The 21540-nt window shown below is 61.4% G+C and carries 16 protein-coding genes; 11 read left to right on the top strand and 5 right to left on the bottom strand.

The window, feature by feature from the left end:
- Positions 1-204 precede the first annotated feature (204 nt).
- The 6 genes from CQ002_RS00995 to CQ002_RS00970 all read left to right on the top strand — a co-directional run bounded on the left by CQ002_RS00995 (position 205) and on the right by CQ002_RS00970 (position 10802).
- Positions 205-1656 carry a sodium:alanine symporter family protein gene (locus tag CQ002_RS00995; protein WP_105163068.1) on the top strand — a complete coding sequence of 484 codons (1452 nt, stop codon included), beginning with the start codon at positions 205-207 and terminating at the stop codon, positions 1654-1656.
- A gap of 83 nt (positions 1657-1739) precedes the next feature.
- Complete coding sequence (locus tag CQ002_RS00990; protein ID WP_034110383.1) at positions 1740-2717, top strand: asparaginase; 978 nt, start codon at positions 1740-1742, stop codon at positions 2715-2717.
- Positions 2718-2766: 49 nt separating this feature from the next.
- Positions 2767-3759, top strand: a complete 993-nt coding sequence (locus tag CQ002_RS00985; protein WP_098467595.1) for an AraC family transcriptional regulator — start codon at positions 2767-2769, stop codon at positions 3757-3759.
- Between the two features lie 166 nt (positions 3760-3925).
- Positions 3926-4960 carry a histone deacetylase family protein gene (locus CQ002_RS00980; protein ID WP_105163069.1) on the top strand — a complete coding sequence of 345 codons (1035 nt, stop codon included), beginning with the start codon at positions 3926-3928 and terminating at the stop codon, positions 4958-4960.
- A complete protein-coding gene (locus tag CQ002_RS00975; RefSeq protein WP_098467597.1) occupies positions 4957-6048 on the top strand; it encodes a polyamine ABC transporter substrate-binding protein in 1092 nt (363 codons plus the stop codon). The genes CQ002_RS00980 and CQ002_RS00975 overlap by 4 nt, the downstream gene beginning before the upstream one ends.
- A gap of 122 nt (positions 6049-6170) precedes the next feature.
- Positions 6171-10802: a dermonecrotic toxin domain-containing protein gene (locus CQ002_RS00970; RefSeq protein WP_105163070.1), complete on the top strand. Its 4632-nt coding sequence runs from the start codon at positions 6171-6173 to the stop codon at positions 10800-10802.
- Here CQ002_RS00970 and CQ002_RS00965 read toward each other — a convergent pair.
- Entirely contained in the window at positions 10762-12297 is a 1536-nt protein-coding gene (locus CQ002_RS00965; RefSeq protein ID WP_105163071.1) for a PLP-dependent aminotransferase family protein, read from the bottom strand. The two genes, CQ002_RS00970 and CQ002_RS00965, sit on opposite strands and share 41 nt — an antisense overlap.
- Before the next feature lie 102 nt (positions 12298-12399).
- On the opposite strand from CQ002_RS00965, the gene CQ002_RS00960 reads away from it, so the two are divergent.
- The 4 genes from CQ002_RS00960 to CQ002_RS00945 all read left to right on the top strand — a co-directional run bounded on the left by CQ002_RS00960 (position 12400) and on the right by CQ002_RS00945 (position 15690).
- Positions 12400-13038 (top strand): FMN-binding negative transcriptional regulator, encoded by a 639-nt coding sequence (locus CQ002_RS00960; protein ID WP_034110393.1) that lies wholly within the window; start codon positions 12400-12402, stop codon positions 13036-13038.
- Positions 13035-13481: a GNAT family N-acetyltransferase gene (locus CQ002_RS00955; RefSeq protein ID WP_034110395.1), complete on the top strand. Its 447-nt coding sequence runs from the start codon at positions 13035-13037 to the stop codon at positions 13479-13481. The genes CQ002_RS00960 and CQ002_RS00955 overlap by 4 nt, the downstream gene beginning before the upstream one ends.
- Positions 13482-13491: 10 nt before the next feature.
- Complete coding sequence (locus CQ002_RS00950; protein ID WP_069078594.1) at positions 13492-14163, top strand: GNAT family N-acetyltransferase; 672 nt, start codon at positions 13492-13494, stop codon at positions 14161-14163.
- 234 nt (positions 14164-14397) lie between these two features.
- On the top strand, positions 14398-15690 hold the full coding sequence (locus CQ002_RS00945) for an autotransporter domain-containing protein (protein WP_105163072.1): 1293 nt from the start codon (positions 14398-14400) through the stop codon (positions 15688-15690).
- Between the two features lie 75 nt (positions 15691-15765).
- Here the strand turns inward: CQ002_RS00945 and oadA are convergent, their stop codons facing one another.
- Together oadA and CQ002_RS00935 are read right to left on the bottom strand one after the other, a co-directional pair.
- On the bottom strand, positions 15766-17574 hold the full coding sequence (gene oadA, locus CQ002_RS00940) for a sodium-extruding oxaloacetate decarboxylase subunit alpha (protein ID WP_034110401.1): 1809 nt from the start codon (positions 17572-17574) through the stop codon (positions 15766-15768).
- A gap of 101 nt (positions 17575-17675) precedes the next feature.
- On the bottom strand, positions 17676-19091 hold the full coding sequence (locus CQ002_RS00935) for an acetyl-CoA carboxylase biotin carboxylase subunit (protein WP_003195732.1): 1416 nt from the start codon (positions 19089-19091) through the stop codon (positions 17676-17678).
- Positions 19092-19287: 196 nt separating this feature from the next.
- Here CQ002_RS00935 and CQ002_RS00930 point away from each other — a divergent pair, with 196 nt between their 5' ends.
- Positions 19288-20262 carry a LysR family transcriptional regulator gene (locus CQ002_RS00930; protein ID WP_034110403.1) on the top strand — a complete coding sequence of 325 codons (975 nt, stop codon included), beginning with the start codon at positions 19288-19290 and terminating at the stop codon, positions 20260-20262.
- On the opposite strand, the gene CQ002_RS28430 is transcribed toward CQ002_RS00930, so the two are convergent.
- A complete protein-coding gene (locus tag CQ002_RS28430; protein ID WP_078050795.1) occupies positions 20192-20389 on the bottom strand; it encodes a PA3496 family putative envelope integrity protein in 198 nt (65 codons plus the stop codon). The genes CQ002_RS00930 and CQ002_RS28430 overlap by 71 nt on opposite strands.
- 139 nt (positions 20390-20528) lie before the next feature.
- Positions 20529-21395, bottom strand: coding sequence for a transcriptional regulator HexR (gene hexR, locus CQ002_RS00920; protein WP_003177007.1), 867 nt, complete (start codon positions 21393-21395; stop codon positions 20529-20531).
- Positions 21396-21540: the final 145 nt, after the last annotated feature.

The raw sequence follows: 21540 nt of genomic DNA, 5'->3' as shown, positions 1-21540 counted from the left end.
CAGACGGATGATGCTCGCCTAGGTATAGTGCCGCCCCTCTTCGCGTCAGAGATCGTCGGTAACGAGGTCCTGGACAGCGCGAAACCGCATGAATAACAACACCCGCAAAAGGATTGGGGTCGAAGCGTCGTGCACTGCCTGGTGCCATACGACGTGTCGGACCGTCCTGCGTTTGCCATTAGAAAAATCAGCGAGGAACACTCCATGCTCGAAGTCATCAACGACTTCCTCTCAGGGAAAGTCCTGATCGTGCTCATTGTCGGGCTCGGCGGTTATTTCACGATTCGCTCGCGTTTCGTTCAGTTGCGCCACTTTTTCCACATGTTCTCGGTGTTTAAAGACAGCCTGAAGAGCAGCTCCGGCCAGCTCAGTTCGTTCCAGGCCCTGATGCTCAGCCTGGCTGGCCGCGTCGGTGCCGGTAACATCGCCGGCGTCGGTATCGCCGTGACCCTGGGCGGCCCAGGTGCCGTGTTCTGGATGTGGATCACCGCGCTGGTGGGTATGTCTTCGAGCTTTATCGAATGCTCCCTCGGCCAGTTGTACAAACGCACTGATGCGGAAGGCACCTACCGTGGCGGCCCGGCCTACTACATCCAGCACGGCCTGCAGAAGCGCTGGCTGGGCATGGTCATGGCGTTCCTGCTGCTGGTGACCTTCGGCTTCGCCTTCAACGGCCTGCAAGCCCACGCCGTGACTCACTCGCTGAACAACGCCTTTGGCCTGGACACCACTTACACCGGGCTGGCCCTGGCGGTATTGCTGGGCCTGGTGTTCATCGGCGGGATCAAGCGCATCGCGTCGATCGCCGACCTGCTGGTGCCGGTCAAGACCCTGGTCTACATCGCCGTGACCCTGTACGTGATCGTGCTGCAATTCGACCACGTGCCGGCCATGCTCGCGACCATCGTCAAGAGCGCCTTCGGCCTCGACCAAGCCTTTGGTGGCCTGGTGGGCAGCGCAATCATCATGGGCGTGAAGCGCGGCGTGTTCGCCAACGAAGCCGGGTTGGGCAGTGCGCCCAACGTGGCGGCGGTGGCTTCGGTAGAACACCCGATCGCCCAAGGCGTGGTGCAGGCATTCAGCGTGTTCCTCGACACCTTCGTGATCTGCACCTGCACCGCGTTGCTGATCCTGCTTTCCGGCTTCTATACCCCGGGTTTCGAAGGCGACGGCATTGCCCTGACCCAGAACTCCCTGGCGGCGGTGGTCGGCGACTGGGGCCGCATGTTCATCTCGGTAGCCCTGGCGTTGTTCGTGTTCACCTCGATCATGTACAACTACTACCTGGGCGAGAGCAACCTGCGCTTCCTGGTGGGTAACAACCGTAAAGTCTTGATGGGCTACCGTGCGCTGGTGCTGGTGCTGATTTTCTGGGGTTCCATCGAGAACCTGAGCACCGTGTTCGCCTTCGCCGACATCACCATGACGATGCTCGCGTTCGTCAACCTGTTCGCCCTGGCGTTCCTGTTCAAGATCGCCATGCGCATCCTGAACGACTACGACAACCAGCGTGCAGCGGGCATCAAGACCCCGGTGTTCGACTCCAGCCAATTCCCTGACCTGGACCTGGATCGCAAGGCCTGGCCAGCGAATCCGGTGAAGCCTGAGCCAACGGCTCACGCATCGGCAGAGCTGAACACTCAAGCGCAACGCTGAGCGTAGCCCGCCTAGATAGATGACACGCCGCCCGGCCTTGGGCATGCTCTGGGCCCGGCGGCGTTTTTCGTTCAGGAGATCTTATGCAACCCGCTAACAACGTAATGGTGCTCTACACCGGCGGTACCATCGGCATGCAGGCCAGTGCCAATGGCCTGGCGCCTGCATCCGGTTTCGAGGCCCGCATGCGTGAGCAACTGGCCAATCAGCCAGTGCCCGCCTGGCGCTTCCAGGAAATGTCGCCGCTGATCGACAGCGCCAACATGACCCCCGCCTACTGGCAGCGCCTGCGCACCGCCGTGGTCGACGCCGTGGAGGAAGGCTGCGACGCTGTGCTGATCCTGCACGGCACCGACACCCTGGCCTACAGCGCGGCGGCCATGAGCTTCCAATTGCTGGGCCTGCCGGCGCCGGTACTGTTCACCGGCTCGATGTTGCCCGCCGGCGTACCGGACAGCGATGCCTGGGAAAATGTCAGCGGCGCCCTCGCCGCGCTGGGTGAAGGCCTGGCGCCGGGTGTGCAGTTGTACTTCCACGGTGCGCTGATGGCGCCGACCCGTTGCGCGAAGATCCGTAGTTTTGGTCGCCATCCGTTTGCCGCCTTGCAGCGCAATGGTGGCGTTGCCAAGGCCGACGCAATTCCCGCCGCCCTGGACTATCGCCAGCCCAAAGCACTGGCCAACGTCGGCGTGCTGCCGCTGGTACCGGGCATTGCCGCCGGGCAACTGGATGCACTGGTCGACAGCGGCATCCAGGCGCTGGTGCTGGAATGTTTTGGCAGCGGCACCGGCCCGAGCGACAACCCGGCGTTCCTCGCCAGCCTCAAGCGTGCGCAAGATCTTGACGTGGTCGTGGTGGCAATCACCCAATGCCATGAAGGCGGCGTGGAGCTCGACGTGTACGAGGCCGGTAGCCGCCTGCGCGGCGTTGGCGTGCTGTCCGGTGGCGGCATGACCCGCGAAGCAGTGTTCGGCAAGCTGCAGGCCCTGCTCGGCGCCGGGCTGCTCACCAGCGAAGTGCGCCGCCTGGTAGAGCTGGACCTGTGCGGCGAACTGCGCTGACCGGCATATAACTTGCTGTCCTTCCAGCCTCCCCTGGCTGGAAGTTCCCATGCTGCACTCCCACCTCACCACCCTCAATGCGGTCTCCCTGGTGCTCAGCACGTTCAAGGCCGAAGGCGTGCCCTTTGATGCGCTGTTGGCCGGTAGCGGTATCTGTGCCGCGGACTTGAACCGCGCCGACACGCGCATCGCCACGCACCAGGAGATGCAGGTGTGTGCCAATGCCGTCGCCCTGCAGCGCGATATCGGCTTGATCGTGGGACGGCGCATGCACGTCTCCTCCTACGGCATGCTCGGCTACGCCCTGCTCACCAGTGCCACTTTCGGTGACGCTTTGCGCCTGGCGCTGCGTTATCCGGCGCTGTTGGGAACACTCTTCGAACTGAGCCTGGAGGAGGACGGCGAACGTATCTGGTTCACCGCTGGCGATTACCGCGAGAACCCGGCACTGGCCGCCTTCAATGTCGAGCTGTGCCTGGGGTCGCTGAAGGTTATCTGCGACGACCTGCTCGGCCACCCGCTGCCCTTGCTGGGCGCGCGCTTTGAGTACGATGCGCCGGATTATCAAGCGCGCTACACCGAGTCTTTCGACTGCCCGTTGCAGTTCCAGGCCACCGCCAACGCGTTCGCCTTTGATAAACGCTGGCTGGCCCAGCCCTTGCCCCTGGCCGACACCGTGACCCACCAGGCCATGGCGGAGCGCTGCCGTAAACAGAACACCGAATTTACCGGGCGCGAGGCCTGGCTGGGACGAATCCGTCAATTGCTCGCGTCGCAACTGCACGCTGCACCTGGGCTGGAGGGCCTGGCCCAGCAGATGAACTGTTCGCCGCGCACCCTGCGCCGGCACCTTCATGACCTGGGCTGCAGTTATCAGGAACTGCTCGATGAACTGCGTTTCGAGCGCGCCAAGCAGTGGCTGGCGCAGGACCAGTGGCCCATCCACCGGATTGCCGAACAGTTGGGTTTCAGTGAGACCGCGAGTTTCAGGCATGCGTTTGTGCGCTGGAGCGGTGTGGCGCCGAGTCAATTTCGCCCCTGACTCGCACCGCGCGCTGCCTTCGCGAGCAGACCATGCGCTCCCATGGGGCGAATTACGGACAGACAATCTGGCCATATTTATCCCCTTTTGGCCGCTCTTGCCGTTCTCATAACACCCGTCGCCAGCAAGACTGCATGCACCGATACCGCCTGCGGAGAACAACAACATGCTGACGATTTACTCGGACGATCACCACCTGCATCACGGCCGTTGTGAACTGATGGACGGGCAACTGATGCCCTGCTTCGAAATGCCCTCGCGCGCCGACCACGTGCTGCAACGCGTCAAGGACCGCGAACTGGGCCCTGTTCACCCGCCGCAGGACTTCGGCCTGGCACCGCTGCAGCGCATCCACAGCCACGACTACCTGGGCTTCTTCCAGGGCGCCTGGGCGCGCTGGACCGAATTCGGCCAGGACGGCGACTTGTTGCCCTACACCTGGCCGGCGCGCACCTTGCGCCGCGTAGTGCCCACCAGCCTGCATGGGCAGTTGGGTTACTACAGCTTCGACGGTGGTGCACCGATCACCGCCGGCACCTGGCAAGCCGCCTACAGCGCAGCGCAAGTCGCGCTCACGGCCCAGGCCGCCATCCAACAGGGCGCCCACAGTGCTTTCGCCTTGTGCCGACCACCGGGGCATCACGCCGCCAGCGACTTGATGGGCGGTTATTGCTACCTCAACAACGCCGCCATTGCCGCCCAGGCCTTCCTCGACCAGGGCCACAAAAAGGTCGCGATCCTCGATGTCGACTACCACCACGGCAACGGGACCCAGTCGATCTTCTACGCGCGCAGCGACGTGCTGTTCACCTCGATCCACGGCCATCCGGAAGCCGAGTTTCCGTTTTTCCTGGGCTATGCCGACGAACGGGGCGAAGGCTCGGGCGAAGGTTTCAACTTCAACTACCCGCTGCCGGCCGGTTCCGGCTGGGAGTGCTGGAGCGCAGCGCTTGAAGAAGCCTGCGCAGAGATCGAGCGCTATGGCGCCGACATCATCGTCGTGTCCCTGGGCGTGGATACCTTCAAGGACGACCCTATCTCGCAATTCAAGCTCGACAGCCCGGATTACCTGGCAATGGGCGCGCGCATCGCGGGCCTGGGCAAACCCACGCTGTTTGTGATGGAAGGCGGCTACGCCGTGGAAGAAATCGGCATCAATGCCGTCAACGTTCTTGAAGGTTTTGAAGGGGCTGCCCAATGAATATGCTCAAGTCACTTGTCCTCTGCGCTGCCGTTATCAGCGGTGTTGCCCATGCCGAAGAGAACACCCTGCGGGTCTATAACTGGTTCGATTACATCACCCCCAAGGCACTGGAAGACTTCAAGGCGCAGAACACCCAGGTCAAACTGGTGTACGACATCTTCGACACCAACGAGGCGCTGGAAGCCAAGCTGCTCACCGGTAACTCCGGGTATGACGTCGTGGTGCCGTCCAATGTGTTCCTGGCCAAGCAGATCGAAGCCGGCGTGTTCCAGCCGCTGGACCGCAGCCAGTTGCCGAACTGGAAGCACCTCGATCCCAAGCTGATGAAGCTGATTGAAGCGAACGACCCCGGCAACAAATTCGCGGTGCCCTACATGTACGGCACCATCCTCATCGGCTTCAACCCGGACAAGGTCAAGGCCGCGTTGGGCGCCGATGCTCCGGTAGACAGCTGGGACCTGATCTTCAAGCAAGAGAACATCAGCAAGCTCAAGCAGTGCGGCGTCGCGCTGCTGGATTCTCCGTCCGAGATCCTGCCGCTGGCCTTGCAACACCTGGGCCTGGACCCCAACAGCAGCAACCCCAAGGACTATGACAAAGCCGAAGCGCTGCTGATGAAGATCCGCCCCTACGTCACCTACTTTCACTCCTCCAAGTACATGGCTGACATCGCCAACGGTGACATTTGCGTCGCCGTCGGTTACTCCGGCAGCTTCTCCCAGGCCGCCAACCGCGCCAAAGAGGCCAAGAACGGCGTGACCGTGGACATGCGCCTGCCTAAAGAAGGCGCGCCGATCTGGTTCGATATGCTCGCCATTCCCAAGGGTGCCAAGAATCCGCAAGACGCCTACACCTTCATCAACTACCTGCTGCAACCCCAGGTGATCGCGCCGATCAGCGACTTTGTCGGCTACCCCAACCCCAACAAGGACGCCACCGAGCAGGTTGACCCGTCGATCCGCAACAACCCCAACCTGTACCCGACCGAGGCGGCGATGGCCACGCTCTACACCCTGAAGCCGCTGGGCCGTGACGCCGAACGCGCCCGCACGCGGGCGTGGACCAAGATCAAATCGGGCACCTGACACCCTTTGGCGGCACCCCATGGGTGCCGCTAACTAACTACCGCCGTCACCACTGAACACCTGGCTACTGTGGGGCAATCACGCTGCCAACTCGCGGCGACCCTTGCCTGACGGATTGCCCAATGACCGATTCTTCCTCACCCGACTCCCGAACGGCGCAGACCACCAATGCCCTGGTCACTCAGCTGACGACGGGGCCCTCAATGCGCGAGGTCGCCGCCAAGACCTTGCGCCCGGCCTTGAAAGCGCTTTACCCACAGCTTGATATCGACCCGGACCTGGCGATCGTCGTGTCGCCTTCCTGGCGGGTCGTGGAGGGGCAAGTCACCCCTGGCGCGCCTCGCTATGAACACCTCAGCAGCGTCCTGGCCCTGCAAGCCAACGCCGACACACCCGTGGTCTATATCGATGGCGAGCATTACTTGACCTACCGCAACACCAACAGTGGCCCGGATATTCATCTGCCGGTACGGATCGACGACATCGCCCGGATGATCAACGAATTCGCACCGCTGCTGTTCATTGCGCTCCAGGAACAACAATTGGATTACTGGAACCACACCGCCGACCCTACAGGGCCACGCTGGAAGACCTTTGCCAACACATTGCGCGGTGCCTGGGGCTTGCAGGGCAACGATTGGGACGAACACGAACAGGCCATCGCCAGGCTGGTGTTCCAATACCCCGACTACGCACTGCGACTACCCAATGACAAATACCGTACGCGCACCTATCTGATCGATGTCGATGTGAACAGGGATAACCGCATCAAACATCTCGGCTATGCCTCCTACTCGGTGTTGATTGGCACCCACGAGAAACGAGCCATCATCCTCGCCTACTCGATTGCCACCGGACACAAGCGATTCGACAGCCTTCAAAACCTGGGAGAAACCCTCAACCGTCATGCCGTCACCGTCCAGGGACATCCGCTGCACTGGCGGTTGTTCGAACCGGAAGGTGATTTTTTTGAGTTCCAGGCCTGTATGTTGATCAGCCAGCAAATCGACGCCCTCACCGAGATTGATTTTTCCGAACGGACCCCGCCCTCAGCCGACGATCCTGAGCAGCAAGACTTGACGCTGGAGTTCAATCAAATATCGGTAGCGAACCAGTCCAAACTGCAATTGATCCGTGATGTGATGCCTGACTGGCTGAAGAGCGCGTCATTCACCGATGGGTCGCTGTACAGCCGTTACTTGCTTGACCTGGCAATGCTCAATGACAGCCAGGCCAACAAGACCTACCTGGACGGGATTGCCCCGATCCGCGACTACGCCCTGCAAGCCCTCCAAGAGGCAATGCTCAAAGACCATCCACGATCGACCAACCTGAACGTGCAAAACATTCGCGTCACCATCACCAGCCAAGTGGTGCTGGGGCTGTTCACCGCCCCAGGGTTGGTAGATACCCAGACCTTCGCCTTGGTCGACATGGCCCTGGAAAACCTGATCGCCCTGCCCCTGGGCAACAAGACGGTGTACTACGAAAACGGCGGTGCTGTGCCAGAGTGGATGACTGCCGATTACCTCGAAAGCCTGATTACCCAAGTGGACGTCGGCAAGCACTATCCGGCTCTGATCAAGCGCACGCTGCTCGATAACCCGACCGAGTCCCTGCGCAGGCAAACGCTCTATGCCAACCAGTTGCGTCTGCAATTGCCGCTGCTGGCCTTGCAATACAAAATCCTCAACCAGTTCGGGGTGGATGAGCTGGGTTACCGCTACGTATGCGCCCTGATGAAAACCGACCCCGACCAGCGACGGGTCGACGGCCAGGCCATCGTGATCCGTCCCCTGGCTTTCATTCCCTCGCGCCGGTTGACGCAAACTGCGGACACTGTCGCCAACATGTTCGTGATCGGGCCTCAGGACGCCCAGGCAGGTCCGTGCCTGCTGTACCGTCCGCTGTCCAACATGCCGTTACTGCAATTTGCCTCGCACACCAACCTGCTCTACGCCATCAAACAGGACACCTCGCTGCGCCAGGCCGTGTTGGCCTGGCTGCCCGACAGCAGCCGTTTCAGCTATGCGCAGTTCGTGTTTCCCGGGTCATTGTCTTCGCCGTGGGTCTTGTCCAAGCTGTTGATCGAACCGTTGACGGCCGTGGTCATGAGCGGGCCCATCGCCTTGGGTGATGGGGCTGTCGGCGGCGACTACATGGCCGCGCTGTTCAAGTCCAATGCCAACGCACTGGTAACGCTGGCCGACCAGCAATCGGTGTCCAACGCTGAAGGACGCTGGGAAAGCTTCAAGCAAGCCGGATGGCTGGTCTTCAATGCCGCATTGCCATTCCTGGGCAAGACGGTGGGCACGGCTGCCTGGGTCGGGCAACTCATCGATGATCTGGAGCAAGCCATCGAGGCCAGTGAAAGTGGCAACGTCGAAGCCAAATGGTCAGCCGTGACCGACATCATTCTCAACCTGGGCATGGCCCTGGCCCTGCATGTCGCCGACAGGCATAAACCGCCAGTGGCGCGTTCCGCCCGCAAACCGCTCGTCGACGAAGAGAAAACAACCCCACCGACGCCGGCGCGCGCGCCCACGATCATCCAGAAACCCGACATCGAAATCGCACAATTGCCCATGGGCCACGAACCCTCGCTGCATACACTGGGCACCCTGACCCGCAACCCCCCTAGCCTGAAAAAGACCCTGGACAGCTTCAGCGTGGCCAAGCCCGAGGGCCTGGGGGCGCAACATGCCCAGGCGGGCGCCTATCAACATCTGTACCCCTTGCAAGAGCACTGGTACGCACCGGTCGCACAGCAGTGGTTTGAAGTGGTGGTCGACGAAAATGACGCCGTGATCATTGTTGATCCAAAGCGACCCACGCGCCTGGGCCCGGTGTTGATCAACAATCGCCTGGGCCAGTGGTTCATCGACACACGCCTGCGTCTGCGGGGCGGTGGGTTCAGGAGCCGCCTCAAAGGACGCCAGCGCCTGCGGCCACCGAAGATCAATGAACTGCGCGAGCAACTGGACGCCTTCGACGATCAGAGAGAACAGAAACTGGCCGAGCTTATGGCTGCCCGCAGCGCCAGTCTGGCGGCACCCTCCGCATCGGCCGAGGCCAAGCGGGCTGAATACACCAATAAGCTGCAAAAGCGCCGGGAGGAATATGAGATCCCCATCGCCCAACTCAAGTCTCTGAACATTCTCGATACCGTCCCCGACTACCCGGAAAGGATGATCCATTACCTCAAGCATCAAGTCCTGCTGACACGAGCCACCATCGACGTGGTCAGGGACGACTTCCAGCAGCAACTCGACGACATTGGCCCGCACCTGAACGACGAGTCGCCGACGATAGACCTGCATCAACGCGTGGACGCGACGACAGTGCAAATGGTGCAGCAACTGGAGTATATGCACGCCCGCTTCAAAGACCTGCAAGGGCTTGGCGCCAATGGCCTTGCCTTCGTGGAAGACACTCGCCTGCACATGCCCGGCACCCGTCTCAATGACCTGAAAGCCTTTCGGATTTCACTGACACGCTACTGTGCCCTGAAGCCAGGCAATGCCGCCGCCCGGAGCGGTGCACGCCAGGCGCTCAACCGTATCGTCGAGTCAGCCGACCTGGCGGTTCAAAGCCTGGAGGAGGTCCAGCAACTGCAAGAGACAGCGCCTCTGAATGAACGGGTCGAGGTACTGGACAGCCTGGTGGACCAATTTGCCACGATCAACCAGGACCTTCTCGACCTGCCCGACGAATACCCGAGGGAGGTCTTGATCGAGCACCTCGAAGACGTGCGCCAACTGATCGATGAATTCGCCCAGCGCGCCACGCGGCAATTGGTGAGCGCCTTGCGCGAGCGAAAATCCCTGGAACCCAAGCCTCAAGCATCAGGCTCCAGCCAGGCGCCCCGGCGCAAAATCATCAAGACCCGTTACAAAGGTATGGTGGTGGGAGAGCCCCGGCCCCATGAGTCGGGCCTGGTCGACGTCACGGAGCCGCTTACCCACAAGGTCATCGCCACCTTCCACGAGAAAACGCCGGGCGTCTGGCTCAGGCGCGAACCGCCACGACAGGAAGCGTCCCGTAAACCGCCACCGGGTCTCTCCGCCAGCATGAAGAGCGGTCGGGAACTGCTCGCTGACGTGGATGGTTTTATCGAACGCACCAAGGTCCAGGCGCGCAAAAAGCAACGCTTGCCGGTGGAGATAGAAGAGAAAGTCCAGCGCCAGGCGAAAAAACTCGAGGAGGCAAGTGCGACCATCGAACACGCTGCCAATGCCACCAACCAAACCGATAACACCACTTCCGAAGCGCTACGCCAGCAGCTCGGCGTGGCCGTTAAAAAACTCTACGACGAAGGCCGGCGGATCAAGCTCGACATGCTAAAGACACGACCTCCCACTGCGGCCCATGTGCAACTGCTGCACCAGGCCAAGGAGGTCACCATAGCGATCAGCGGCAGCCGCCGCAGGCTCAAGGGCCCGCGTAAGGACTACCTGCAGGAATACGAAATACGTGACAAAAAGACTAAACGGGTTTTGTGGTACGCCCACTTTCACTACCAGGCCCCGAAGAGCGGCGATGAGCTTTACAGCGCAGCGCACTTGAAAACGCCCGAACAACGCCGCCTGGGAGGCGCATTCGTGGAGCGCGGCGTCACCTCGGAACAGGCCGGTATCGCGGTGTACCGCAGTGAAATCGGCCCACACCTGGCGCAGTTACTGTTCTTGGGTAAACCCACGGAGCCGGAGGCGTCTACGTCCACGCCTGGCGCAAGCGCATCAGTGCCGAGCTGATCTGCAGTTCGGGCACGGCAGCGAACCCCAGCACCAGACCGGCGCGCTGATCCACCGGCGTACAGGCGTCTGGCAGCCAGTAGTCGCTCAGGCCGTTGATTTCGACACCGACAACAGCGGCCTGGGCGATCAACGCCTGCTCACGCGCAACGTTCTGCACTGGCACCGTCAAGTGCAGGCCTGCCGCCACACTGGGCAATTGGCCAACCCCGTCAATGCCTTCAGGCCATTCGGCCAGCAACGCATCGAGTCGACCCAACGCTGCCCGACGCATACGCCGCACATGGCGCTGAAAGTGCCCTGCCGCCATGAACTCCGCCATCACTGCCTGGGTACTGACCTCCGAATGACGCACATCCACCGCGCGCCGCCGGGCGAAAGCATCCACCAGCGTGGGCGGCAGCACCAGGTAGCCCAAGCGCAGCGCCGGGAACGCGACTTTGCCGAAGGTGCCCACATAAAGAACCCGTCCGCTGCGATCCAGGGCCGCCAGCGGGGCCAGCGGAGCACCGCTGTAACGGTACTCGCCGTCGTAGTCGTCCTCGATGATCCAGCCGCCGCTGCGCTCGGCCCAGGCCAGCAGCTCCAGGCGACGGGCCAGGCTCATGACCACACCCAGCGGGTACTGATGGGAGGGCGTGACATAGGCCAGACGGCAGCCGTGGAGGCTGTTCAACGCGTGACAGTCAAGGCCTTCGCCGTCCACTGCCACGCCATGCAAGCGTCCACCGGCGAGGGCGAACGCATGCCGGGCAGCGCGGTACCCGGGATTTTCAACCGCCACACCGTCGCCGGGTACCACCAGCAACTGTGCACAAAGGCTGATCGCCTGCTGCGCGCCACTGGTGATCACAATTTGCTCAGCCGTGCACTGCAAACCGCGGGAACTGCGCAAATACGCGGCGATCAATCCGCGCAATCGCTCATCCCCTGCGGGGTTGCCGTAACACAGTTGCTCAAGGTCCGGCTTACGCCAGAAAGCCGCAGTCAGCTTGGCCCAGACGTCGAAAGGGAATAGATCGAGTGCTGGAACCCCTACCCGAAACGCTCGCGGCGGCCCCGTGGGCGGCAGGGGCAAATGGTTGTGCTCAAGCCGTTCCAACGCCGGGCTGTGGATAACTTTACCGAGCGAAAAATAGTCTTGTTGCGCGTCAATTGTGGATAAGGCTGGGGATAAGCCTGTTGAAAACCCTGTGGACAGTTTTGTGGATAATTTTTTTGCGCTGGGCAATTGTGCCACGTAGGTCCCATCGCCCACCCTGCCCTCAATAAACCCCTCCGCATACAGCTGATCGTAGGCGCGCACTACGCTGTTACGGGAAATCGACAACGCTGCCGCCAAGTCACGCGTGGCTGGCAATCGCGTGCCGCCGACCAGTCGGCCGTCCAGCACCCGCTGGCGCAAGGCGTCATACAGCTGGCGCGTCAGCCCTTGGCGACGATCCAGCTCGATCCCGGCAGGGTTGAACGACAACGGCGGCGCAAGGGGTGACATGGCAGAAGCTCCGGAATTGGACCTATGAAATTGGCCCTAGATGGCTCTTACAACGAACCATTAGCCTGCCTAGGATGCAAGCATTCGCCAAGGAAAACTTCCATGTACACACCACGCGCCTTCGCCCTCGACGATTTGCCCGAACTCCAGCAACTGATCCAGCACACCCGCCTGGCTCAGGTGGTGACCTTTGGTGAGCAAGGCCTGCAAGCCAGCCACTTGCCGCTGCTGCTCAACCCCGATGAAGGCCCGAACGGCACGCTGTACGGCCACCTGGCGAAGGCCAATCCGCAGTGGCGCGACCTGCACAATGGCAGCGAGGCATTAGTGATCTTTGCCGGTGCGGAAGCCTACATCAGCCCGGCGTTCTACCCGGCGAAGGCCGAACACGGCAAAGTCGTCCCTACCTGGAATTACATCGCCGTGCATGCCTACGGCAAGGCCGAGGTCTTCAGCGATGCCGAGCGTTTACTTGCGGTGGTCAGTGCCCTGACCGATCGCCACGAAGGCAGTCGCGCCCAACCCTGGACAGTCAGTGATGCCCCAGCCGACTACATTGACGGCATGCTCAAGGCCATCGTCGGCTTTGCCCTGCCGATCGACCGCCTGATCGGCAAACGCAAACTCAGCCAAAACCGCAGCCCGGCGGATATCGCCGGCGTGCGCGAAGGCCTGGCCGCCAGCGTCGATGTGCGCGACCAGACCCTCGCCCGCTTTATTCCTCAAGGAGCCTCAGAATGAGCCAGATCGACATCCGCCCGGTTACCGCTGCCGACCACGCCGCCTGGCTGGCGCTGTGGCAAGCGTATTTGACGTTCTACAACACCGAGTTGCCGGACGCCGTTAGCCAGAGCACCTGGCAACGCCTGATCGATGCCAACGAGCCTACTCACTCGGCCCTGGCCTGGCAGGACGGCAAGGCAGTGGGCATGGTCAACTTCATCTACCACCGCTCCAACTGGAGCATCGAGAACGCCTGCTACCTGCAGGATCTGCTGGTGGTCCCGGCCCAACGCGGCACCGGCGTCGGCCGCAAGCTGATCGAATTCGTCTACACCACTGCCAAGGCTGACGGCTGCTGCAAGGTCCACTGGCTGACCCATGAGACCAATGCCACCGCGATCCAACTCTACGAACGCATCGCCGAACGCCCTGGCTTCATTCAATTTCGCAAAGGTCTTTAAGGAGCGCAGCATGACTACCTCTCTCGCCGACTGGAAAGGCGTCCCGGCACCCACGGTCCAACTGCTCGAAGGGCGTTTTATCCGCCTGGAAAAACTCGACCCGGCCCGCCATGGCGACGACCTGTTCAACGCACTGCAAGGCCCCGGTGCCGACCCCAAGCTGTGGGACTACCTGCCTTACGGCCCTTTCCCCGAGCGCAGTGCCTTCAATGACTGGCTGAACAACCATGCTGCCCACAGCGACCCGTATTTTTTCAGCGTGATCGACCGTGCGACCGGCCAGGTACAAGGCATCCTCAGCCTGATGTCCATCGTCCCCGAGCAAGGACGCATTGAAATCGGCCACGTCACCTTCGGCGCACCGATGCAGCGCTCGCCGAAAAGTACCGAGGCCGTGTATTTGCTGGCCAAGTACGCGTTCGAGCAAGGCAACCGCCGCCTGGAATGGAAGTGCAACAACGCCAACGGCCGCTCCAAGTACGCTGCAGAGCGGTTGGGCTTCAGTTTTGAAGGGGTGTTCCGCCAGCACACCGTGGTCAAGGGCAAGAACCGCGACACCGCGTGGTACTCGATCATCGACTCGGAATGGCCGAAGGTGGGCGCCGGGTTTGAGGCGTGGCTGTCGGAAGGAAATCAACGGGGTGACGGGCAGGTGAAGTCACTGGCACAGTGCCGGGGATGAGTCTTAGGTCGTTCCCACGCCTGTGGGAACGACCACATCACAGCGTGCCGCGTGCCAAGGCATCCTGAATGCTTTCAGTCAGCAGGGTTTGCTTAAAATTTTGACCCGTCATCACGTGCTTTTAATCGCGCCGTACTAGAGACAACTCCCGCAAACCAGAGCTCGATAGCCTGACATTTATCACCCCGCCATCTCGCTAAATTCCCGGCCTCACTCATCAGAGGTTGGGACTTCATGCCTTTTACCCCTTGCAGATTCGCCCTTGTCATCGCCCTTGCCCTCAGCGCCGCCAGCCTTCAGCCCGCGCATGCGCGAGGCGATATCGAATACACGCCGTACCCGTCGCAGCCCTACGAGGCGCCGCCCGATGCCTGGTTTTACCCGCCCGAAGCCCAAGCACAGCCCCTCAACGGCCACCTCACCCGCAGGGCCACCTCGCACAATGGCCTGCAAGTGGCCAAGGTGCTGGACCCCGCGCTGATTCGGTTATTGCAGTCCGGCAGCCTGACCGCCGAGCAAGTCAAAGCCCTGGAAAAATTCGCTGCAGCGCTGGGCCAACAACCTGGCGGGATCGGTGCAGGCCTCGAGCAATTGGCCGGCAGCCAGAACGCCAACCTCGCCACAGCAACGCAGAACACCACCCAGCATCTTGGCAGCCAGCTGCTTTCGGCCCTGCGCACACTACCTGCGGACGACGATGGGCACTTGTGGGTGCAAGGCCTGGGCAACGACGGCAGCCTCGATAAGCAAGGCGGCAGCGCCGGCTTGAAGTACGACGTCAACGGACTGCTGCTGGGCGCCGACTGGGCACTGGATCATGCCTGGCGCGTTGGCGTCCTGGCCGCAAAAACCATCAGCCATTTCGATACCCAACGCTTCTCCGCCGACGTGGACAGCTGGCACCTGGGCGCGTACGCCGTGCGCCAGGACGGTCCGCTGGCCCTGCGCCTGGGGGCGATCTACAGCGACCATGCCGGGCAGAACAAACGCGACGTGAGCCTGCTTGATTACAAGGAACAGCTCAAAGGCCAATACAACGCCCAGAGCCAAACCCTGCTATCGGAGCTGGGCTATCAATTGGGCAGCGCGGATCTCAGTGTCGAGCCTTATGTCGGCCTAGGCTTCCAGCGCTATCACCGCGACCGTTTCAAGGAAACGGGTGGCCGGACTGCATTGAACGTTGGCGCACACACCCAGCAAAACCTCAGCAGCACCTTTGGCATTCGCCTGGCGACGGTGTATCGATTCGATAACCAGATCAGCCTCACGCCCCACCTCAGCACCGGCTGGAAACACCTCTACGGTGAAGTCGACAGCCAGGTGCGCCAGTCCTACCGCGCCCTGCCCGGACTGATTGAAGGCTTCACCGTCAATGGCACCGCGCTGGATCGCAACAGCCTGGACGTGCAAGCCGGCCTGGACCTCGCCGTGTCGAAACAACACACCCTTGGCCTGGCCTACAGCGCCCAGGCCGGCACAAACAGCCACAATCAAGGCCTGACGGGGCAGTGGAAAATGAGCTTCTGACCACCAAATTGCGGGCGAAAAAAAAGGGGGGCACTCGCCCCCCCGAGGATTAAACGTTAGTCTCGAAGGCTGCTATCAGCCTTCGATTTCAATCAGGATTTCGCCAGGGTTTACCCGGTCGCCCTTGGCCACGTGAACGGCGGTCACCTTGCCGGCAATGGCAGCCTGCACTTCGGTTTCCATCTTCATGGCTTCGGTAATCAGTACGGCCTGGCCAGCCTTGACCACGTCGCCTTCCTTGACCAGCACATCGACGATATTGCCCGGCATCGCGGTGCTGACATGGCCAGGCTCGGTGGCGTGCTTGCGTTTGCTGCCGCCGCTGCTGACGAATTCGTTGAGCGGTTCGAACACCACCTCTTCCGGCATGCCATCGATGGACAGGTAGAAGTGGCGCTTGCCTTCGGCCTTCACGCCGACACCGGTGATGTCGACGCGGTAGCTTTCACCATGCACGTCAATGACGAACTCGGTCGGCACACCTTCGCCACCGGCACGCGCTACACCGCCAGCTTCAGGAATAGGCAGCAGCACTTCCGGCGCCAGGGTGCCGGCATCGCGTTCTTCGAGGAACTTGCGCCCGATGTCCGGGAACATGGCGTAGGTCAGCACGTCTTCTTCGGACTTCGCCAACGCGCCGATCTCACCGCGCAGCTTGGTCATTTCCGGCTTGAGCAGGTCGGCCGGACGCACATCGATCACGTCTTCGCTGCCAATGGCCTGGCGACGCAGTTTCTCGTTCACGGTGCCCGGCGCCTTGCCGTAGCCGCCTTGCAAGTAGAGCTTCACTTCGTTGGTGATGGTCTTGTAGCGCTCGCCGGCCAGTACGTTGAAAAACGCCTGGGTGCCGACGATTTGCGACGTCGGTGTCACCAGCGGCGGGAAGCCGAGGTCTTCACGCACACGCGGGATCTCGGCCAGCACTTCACCCATGCGGTTGAGCGCGCCCTGCTCTTTCAACTGGTTGGCCAGGTTGGAAATCATCCCGCCCGGGACCTGGTTGACTTGCACACGGGTGTCGACGGCGGTGAATTCGCTTTCGAACTGGTGGTACTTCTTGCGCACGGCGTAGAAGTACAGGCCGATCTCTTGCAGCAGCTCCAGGCTCAGGCCGGTGTCGAACTCGCTGCCTTTGAGGGCGGCGACCATCGACTCGGTACCCGGGTGGCTGGTGCCCCAGGCGAAGCTGGAGATGGCAGTATCGATATGGTCGGCACCATTTTCGATAGCCTTGAGTTGGCACATCGCGGCCAGGCCAGCCGTGTCGTGGGAGTGGATGAAGATCGGCAGGTTCTGTTCGGCTTTCAGTGCCTTGACCAGTTCGCCGGTGGCGTACGGCGTGAGCAGGCCGGCCATGTCCTTGATCGCGATCGAGTCGCACCCCATGGCTTCCAGTTGCTTGGCCTGGGCGACGAAGGCCTCGACGGTGTGCACCGGACTGGTGGTGTAGGCGATGGTGCCCTGGGCATGTTTGCCGGCGGCTTTCACCGCTTCGATGGCCACGCGCAGGTTACGCACGTCGTTCATGGCGTCGAAGATGCGGAACACGTCGATGCCGTTAACAGCCGCCTTGGCCACGAACGCCTTGACCACGTCGTCACTGTAATGGCGATAGCCCAGCAAGTTCTGGCCGCGCAGCAGCATCTGCAAGCGGGTGTTGGGCAACGCGGCGCGCAGTTTGCGCAGGCGTTCCCACGGGTCTTCCTTGAGGAAGCGCACGCACGCGTCGAAGGTCGCGCCGCCCCAGACTTCCAGGGACCAGTAGCCGACTTTGTCGAGCTTGTCGCAGATCGGCAGCATGTCGTCGGTGCGCATGCGGGTGGCCAGCAACGATTGGTGGGCGTCGCGCAGGACAGTGTCTGTAACGAAGATTTTCTTAGTCATTGGTATCTCCTCATAGCGGCAAGTTTCACGCTACAAGCTGCAAGAAAAAGCCACTCTGCTTTTACTTGATGCTTGCGGCTAAAAGCTCGCAGCTGCTTCATTCATAGGCCTGCGTGGGCGGCGATGGCGGCGGCGATGGCCAGGGCCAGCTCTTCGGGTTTGCGCTTGATCGAGTAGTTGGTCAGCTCAGGGTGGCTTTCCACAAAGCTTGTATTAAATTGGCCGCTGCGGAATTCCGGATTGCGCAGGATTTCCTGGTAGTAGGCGGCAGTGGTCTTCACGCCTTGCAGGCGCATGTCGTCCAGGGCACGCAGGCCGCGGTCCATGGCTTCTTCCCAAGTCAACGCCCACACCACCAGTTTCAGGCACATGGAGTCGTAGAACGGCGGGATGGTGTAGCCGGTATAGATCGCCGTGTCGGTACGCACACCGGGGCCGCCGGGTGCGTAATAACGGGTGATCTTGCCGAAGCTGGGCAGGAAGTTGTTCTTCGGGTCTTCGGCGTTGATGCGAAACTGCAACGCGAAGCCACGGTGCTGGATATCTTCCTGTTTCACCGACAGCGGCAGGCCCGAGGCGATGCGGATCTGCTCGCGGACGATGTCGATCCCGGTGATTTCTTCGGTGATGGTGTGTTCCACCTGCACCCGGGTGTTCATTTCCATGAAGTACACCTCGCCCTCGGCGAGCAGGAACTCCACAGTGCCAGCGTTCTCGTATCCCACGGCCTTGGCCGCGCGCACCGACAGGTCGCCGATATAGGCACGCTGTTCCGGCGTCAGTTGCGGGCTGGGGGCAATTTCGATGAGCTTCTGGTTACGCCGCTGGATCGAGCAGTCACGCTCGAACAGGTGCACCACATTGCCAAAGCTGTCACCCAGGATCTGCGCCTCGATGTGCTTGGGGTTGACGATGCACTTTTCCAGGAACACTTCCGCCGAACCGAAGGCCTTGGTGGCTTCGGAGATCACGCGGGGGAAGGCTTGCTCGAGTTCTTCACGGCTGTTGCAGCGACGGATGCCGCGCCCGCCGCCGCCGGAGGTGGCCTTGAGCATCACCGGGTAGCCGATGCGGTCGCCTTCGGTCAAGGCTTCGTGGATATCCGCGACGTTGCCTTCAGTGCCGGGTGTGACCGGCACACCGGCCTTGATCATGCTGCGGCGCGCTTCGGTCTTGTCGCCCATGCGACGAATGACTTCAGCCGACGGGCCAATGAACTTGATCCCGCGTTCGGCGCAGATGTCTGCCAGTTCGGCGTTTTCCGACAAGAAGCCGTAGCCGGGGTGCAGCGCATCGCAGCCGGTTTCCACGGCCAGGTTCACCAGCTTGCGCGGGTTCAGGTAGCCGGCCAGGGGCTCGGCACCAATGCTGTGGGCTTCGTCGGCACGTTTGACGTGCAACGCATGGCGGTCGGCGTCGGAGTAGACCGCGACCGAGCGAATGCCCATCTCGGCGCAAGCACGCACGATTCGTACGGCAATTTCACCACGGTTGGCGATCAGGATCTTTTTTATCACTTGGAAATTCCCTTGAGCCGATTGCTGCGTTCTTCGACCCGCTGGAGCCGGGTCGGCGCGTGACCAAATGTTTCATGACAGTCGCGAGACACACACTAAGCCCGCAGAGGGATTAACAAAAATCAATAATTATTGGGTCATACATAAGTAAAGACTTATAGTTGGCCGGACGGCCTTGGGCGAAAGGATTGAGATAATGCGTAAGTCATTGATGCGTATGACATTGCGTCAACTGCAGATCTTCAATGAAGTGTGCGACTTGCGCTCCTACAGCCGCGCCGCTGAGGAAATGTCCCTCACACAGCCGGCAGTTAGCCTACAAATTCGCCAGCTGGAAGAGCTGATTGGCCAGCCGCTTTTCGATTATGTCGGTAAAAAGCTCTACATGACCGAAGCCGCCGAAGCCTTGCAGCGCGCCAGCCGCGACATTTTCGGGCGCCTGGAAAACCTCGATATGCAGCTCTCGGACATGCAGGGCTCACTGCAAGGCCAGTTGAAATTGGCCATTGAATCCAGCGCCAAGTACTTCGTGCCGCACCTGTTTGCCGCGTTCAAACGCCAGCACCCGGAAGTGCAGCTGCACCTTACGGTAGTGAACCGCGCCCAGGTGATCCGTCGGCTGTCGGACAACCGCGATGATTTGGTGATCATGTCCATGGTGCCCCAGGACATGGGCCTGGAATTCCTGCCGTTCCTCAACAACCCGATCGTTGCCGTGGCACCCCTCGACCACCCCTTGAGCCTGCAAGGCCCGCTGCGCCTGCAGGACCTGGAGCCCTACACGCTGTTGCTGCGCGAACCGGGCTCTGGCACGCGGCTGGCCTGCGAGGAGTATTTCAAGGAGAAACGCGTGCACTTCACCCAGACGGTGGAAGTGGCCTCGGCCGAAGCGCAGCGTGAATGCGTATGCGCCGGGCTGGGCGTGGCCCTGCTGACACGCCACGCGGTCAATATGGAACTGGCCACCGGCGGGCTCAAGGAGCTGCCGGTGGAAGAGCTGCCGCTGTACCGCAGTTGGTGCCTGGTGCAGGCCAAGGCCAAGCGCCTGTCACCGGTGGCCCATGCGTTCCTGGGCTTTATCCGCAGCGAACGGGTGCAGATCAGCGCGCTGGCTGAGCGCTTCGCTGGGCTGCCGCGGGTGCCTGCCAGTGGAGTTCCGGGTAATCCGTGATGCTCTGGAGCAGTTGGCGCTCCTCACAACGGTCTTCGATTGCGCGACGGAACGCCATGCGGCGCTGGTCTTCCTGCTGACGACGGGTTTTGACGGAGCTGCTGCTTTCTTCGTAGTGCCGGGCCATTTGGAGTCTCCCAATGCGAGTACGGGGAGCTCAGGATAGCCTTGGGCGATGACGGTTTGGCGGCGCGGGGGTTACAGGAAGATGAATATTCCAGATAGGTCAGAGATCCAAATGTGGGAGCGGGCTCTGTGCAAAGCCCTTAGTCGTCGAGGGCTTTGACAGACTTGGGCGACAACCGCAGGCTGCGCAAGCTGCGCTTCACGCTCTTGAGGTGGTTGACCAGGCTCGGCCCGCGCGCCATGGCCACGCCCATCGCCAGTACATCGATCACCACCAGGTGGGCGATGCGCGAGGTCAGCGGTGTGTAGATCTCGGTGTCTTCATGGACGTCGATTGCCAGGTTGACCGTGGACAGTTCCGCCAGCGGCGTCTGGCTCGGGCACAGGGTGATCAGCGAAGCACCGCTTTCACGCACCAGGTTGGCGGTGATCAGCAAATCTTTGGAGCGGCCCGACTGGGAAATGCAAATGGCGACGTCAGTGGGCTTCAAGGTCACCGCCGACATGGCCTGCATGTGCGGGTCACTGTAGGCCGCTGCGGTGAGCAACAGGCGGAAGAATTTGTGCTGGGCATCGGCCGCTACCGCGCCAGACGCACCGAAACCGTAGAACTCGACGCGCTGGGCCTGGGACATGGCCGTCACGGCCTTCTGCAATTCCACCGGGTCGAGCTTCTCGCGCACTTCCATCAAGGTGTGCAGGGTGGTGTCGAAGATTTTCAGGCTGTAGTCAGCGACCGAATCGTCTTCATGGATCGCAAACTGCCCGAAGCTCGCACCGGCGGCCAGGCTTTGGGCCAACTTGAGTTTCAAATCCTGGAACCCGGAGCAACCGATGGCTCGGCAGAAGCGCACGATGGTCGGCTCACTGATGCCCACGCTGTGGGCCAGGTCGGCCATGGAACTGTGCATCACAGCCGCAGGGTCAAGCAGCACGTGATCGGCAACCTTGAGTTCCGATTTGCGTAACAGGTGGCGCGACTGGGCGATATGTTGCAACAGGTTCAAAGGGCAGGACTCTTGTTATGGGCAGGGCCAAGGATGTAGCAAGCTTGTAGTTATACTACAAGAATTGTCGTTTTGCCCGTCCGACGCATCACTAAATCGCCCTGCCCGCCTTTGAATCTAAGGGCGGCGCCGTTGTAGCCACCGG

It is taken from the genome of Pseudomonas sp. MYb13 (assembly GCF_002980075.1).
GTDB classification, from domain to species: domain Bacteria; phylum Pseudomonadota; class Gammaproteobacteria; order Pseudomonadales; family Pseudomonadaceae; genus Aquipseudomonas; species Aquipseudomonas lurida.
This window is presented reverse-complemented; position numbering and strand designations above follow the sequence as displayed.

Coding starts and splice junctions, on each gene's coding strand:
- CQ002_RS00995 (WP_105163068.1), top strand. CDS start 205: ATGCTCGAAGTCATCAACGACTTCCTCTCAGGGAAAGTCCTGATCGTG.
- CQ002_RS00990 (WP_034110383.1), top strand. CDS start 1,740: ATGCAACCCGCTAACAACGTAATGGTGCTCTACACCGGCGGTACCATC.
- CQ002_RS00985 (WP_098467595.1), top strand. CDS start 2,767: ATGCTGCACTCCCACCTCACCACCCTCAATGCGGTCTCCCTGGTGCTC.
- CQ002_RS00980 (WP_105163069.1), top strand. CDS start 3,926: ATGCTGACGATTTACTCGGACGATCACCACCTGCATCACGGCCGTTGT.
- CQ002_RS00975 (WP_098467597.1), top strand. CDS start 4,957: ATGAATATGCTCAAGTCACTTGTCCTCTGCGCTGCCGTTATCAGCGGT.
- CQ002_RS00970 (WP_105163070.1), top strand. CDS start 6,171: ATGACCGATTCTTCCTCACCCGACTCCCGAACGGCGCAGACCACCAAT.
- CQ002_RS00965 (WP_105163071.1), bottom strand. CDS start 12,297: ATGTCACCCCTTGCGCCGCCGTTGTCGTTCAACCCTGCCGGGATCGAG.
- CQ002_RS00960 (WP_034110393.1), top strand. CDS start 12,400: ATGTACACACCACGCGCCTTCGCCCTCGACGATTTGCCCGAACTCCAG.
- CQ002_RS00955 (WP_034110395.1), top strand. CDS start 13,035: ATGAGCCAGATCGACATCCGCCCGGTTACCGCTGCCGACCACGCCGCC.
- CQ002_RS00950 (WP_069078594.1), top strand. CDS start 13,492: ATGACTACCTCTCTCGCCGACTGGAAAGGCGTCCCGGCACCCACGGTC.
- CQ002_RS00945 (WP_105163072.1), top strand. CDS start 14,398: ATGCCTTTTACCCCTTGCAGATTCGCCCTTGTCATCGCCCTTGCCCTC.
- oadA (WP_034110401.1), bottom strand. CDS start 17,574: ATGACTAAGAAAATCTTCGTTACAGACACTGTCCTGCGCGACGCCCAC.
- CQ002_RS00930 (WP_034110403.1), top strand. CDS start 19,288: ATGCGTAAGTCATTGATGCGTATGACATTGCGTCAACTGCAGATCTTC.
- CQ002_RS28430 (WP_078050795.1), bottom strand. CDS start 20,389: ATGGCCCGGCACTACGAAGAAAGCAGCAGCTCCGTCAAAACCCGTCGT.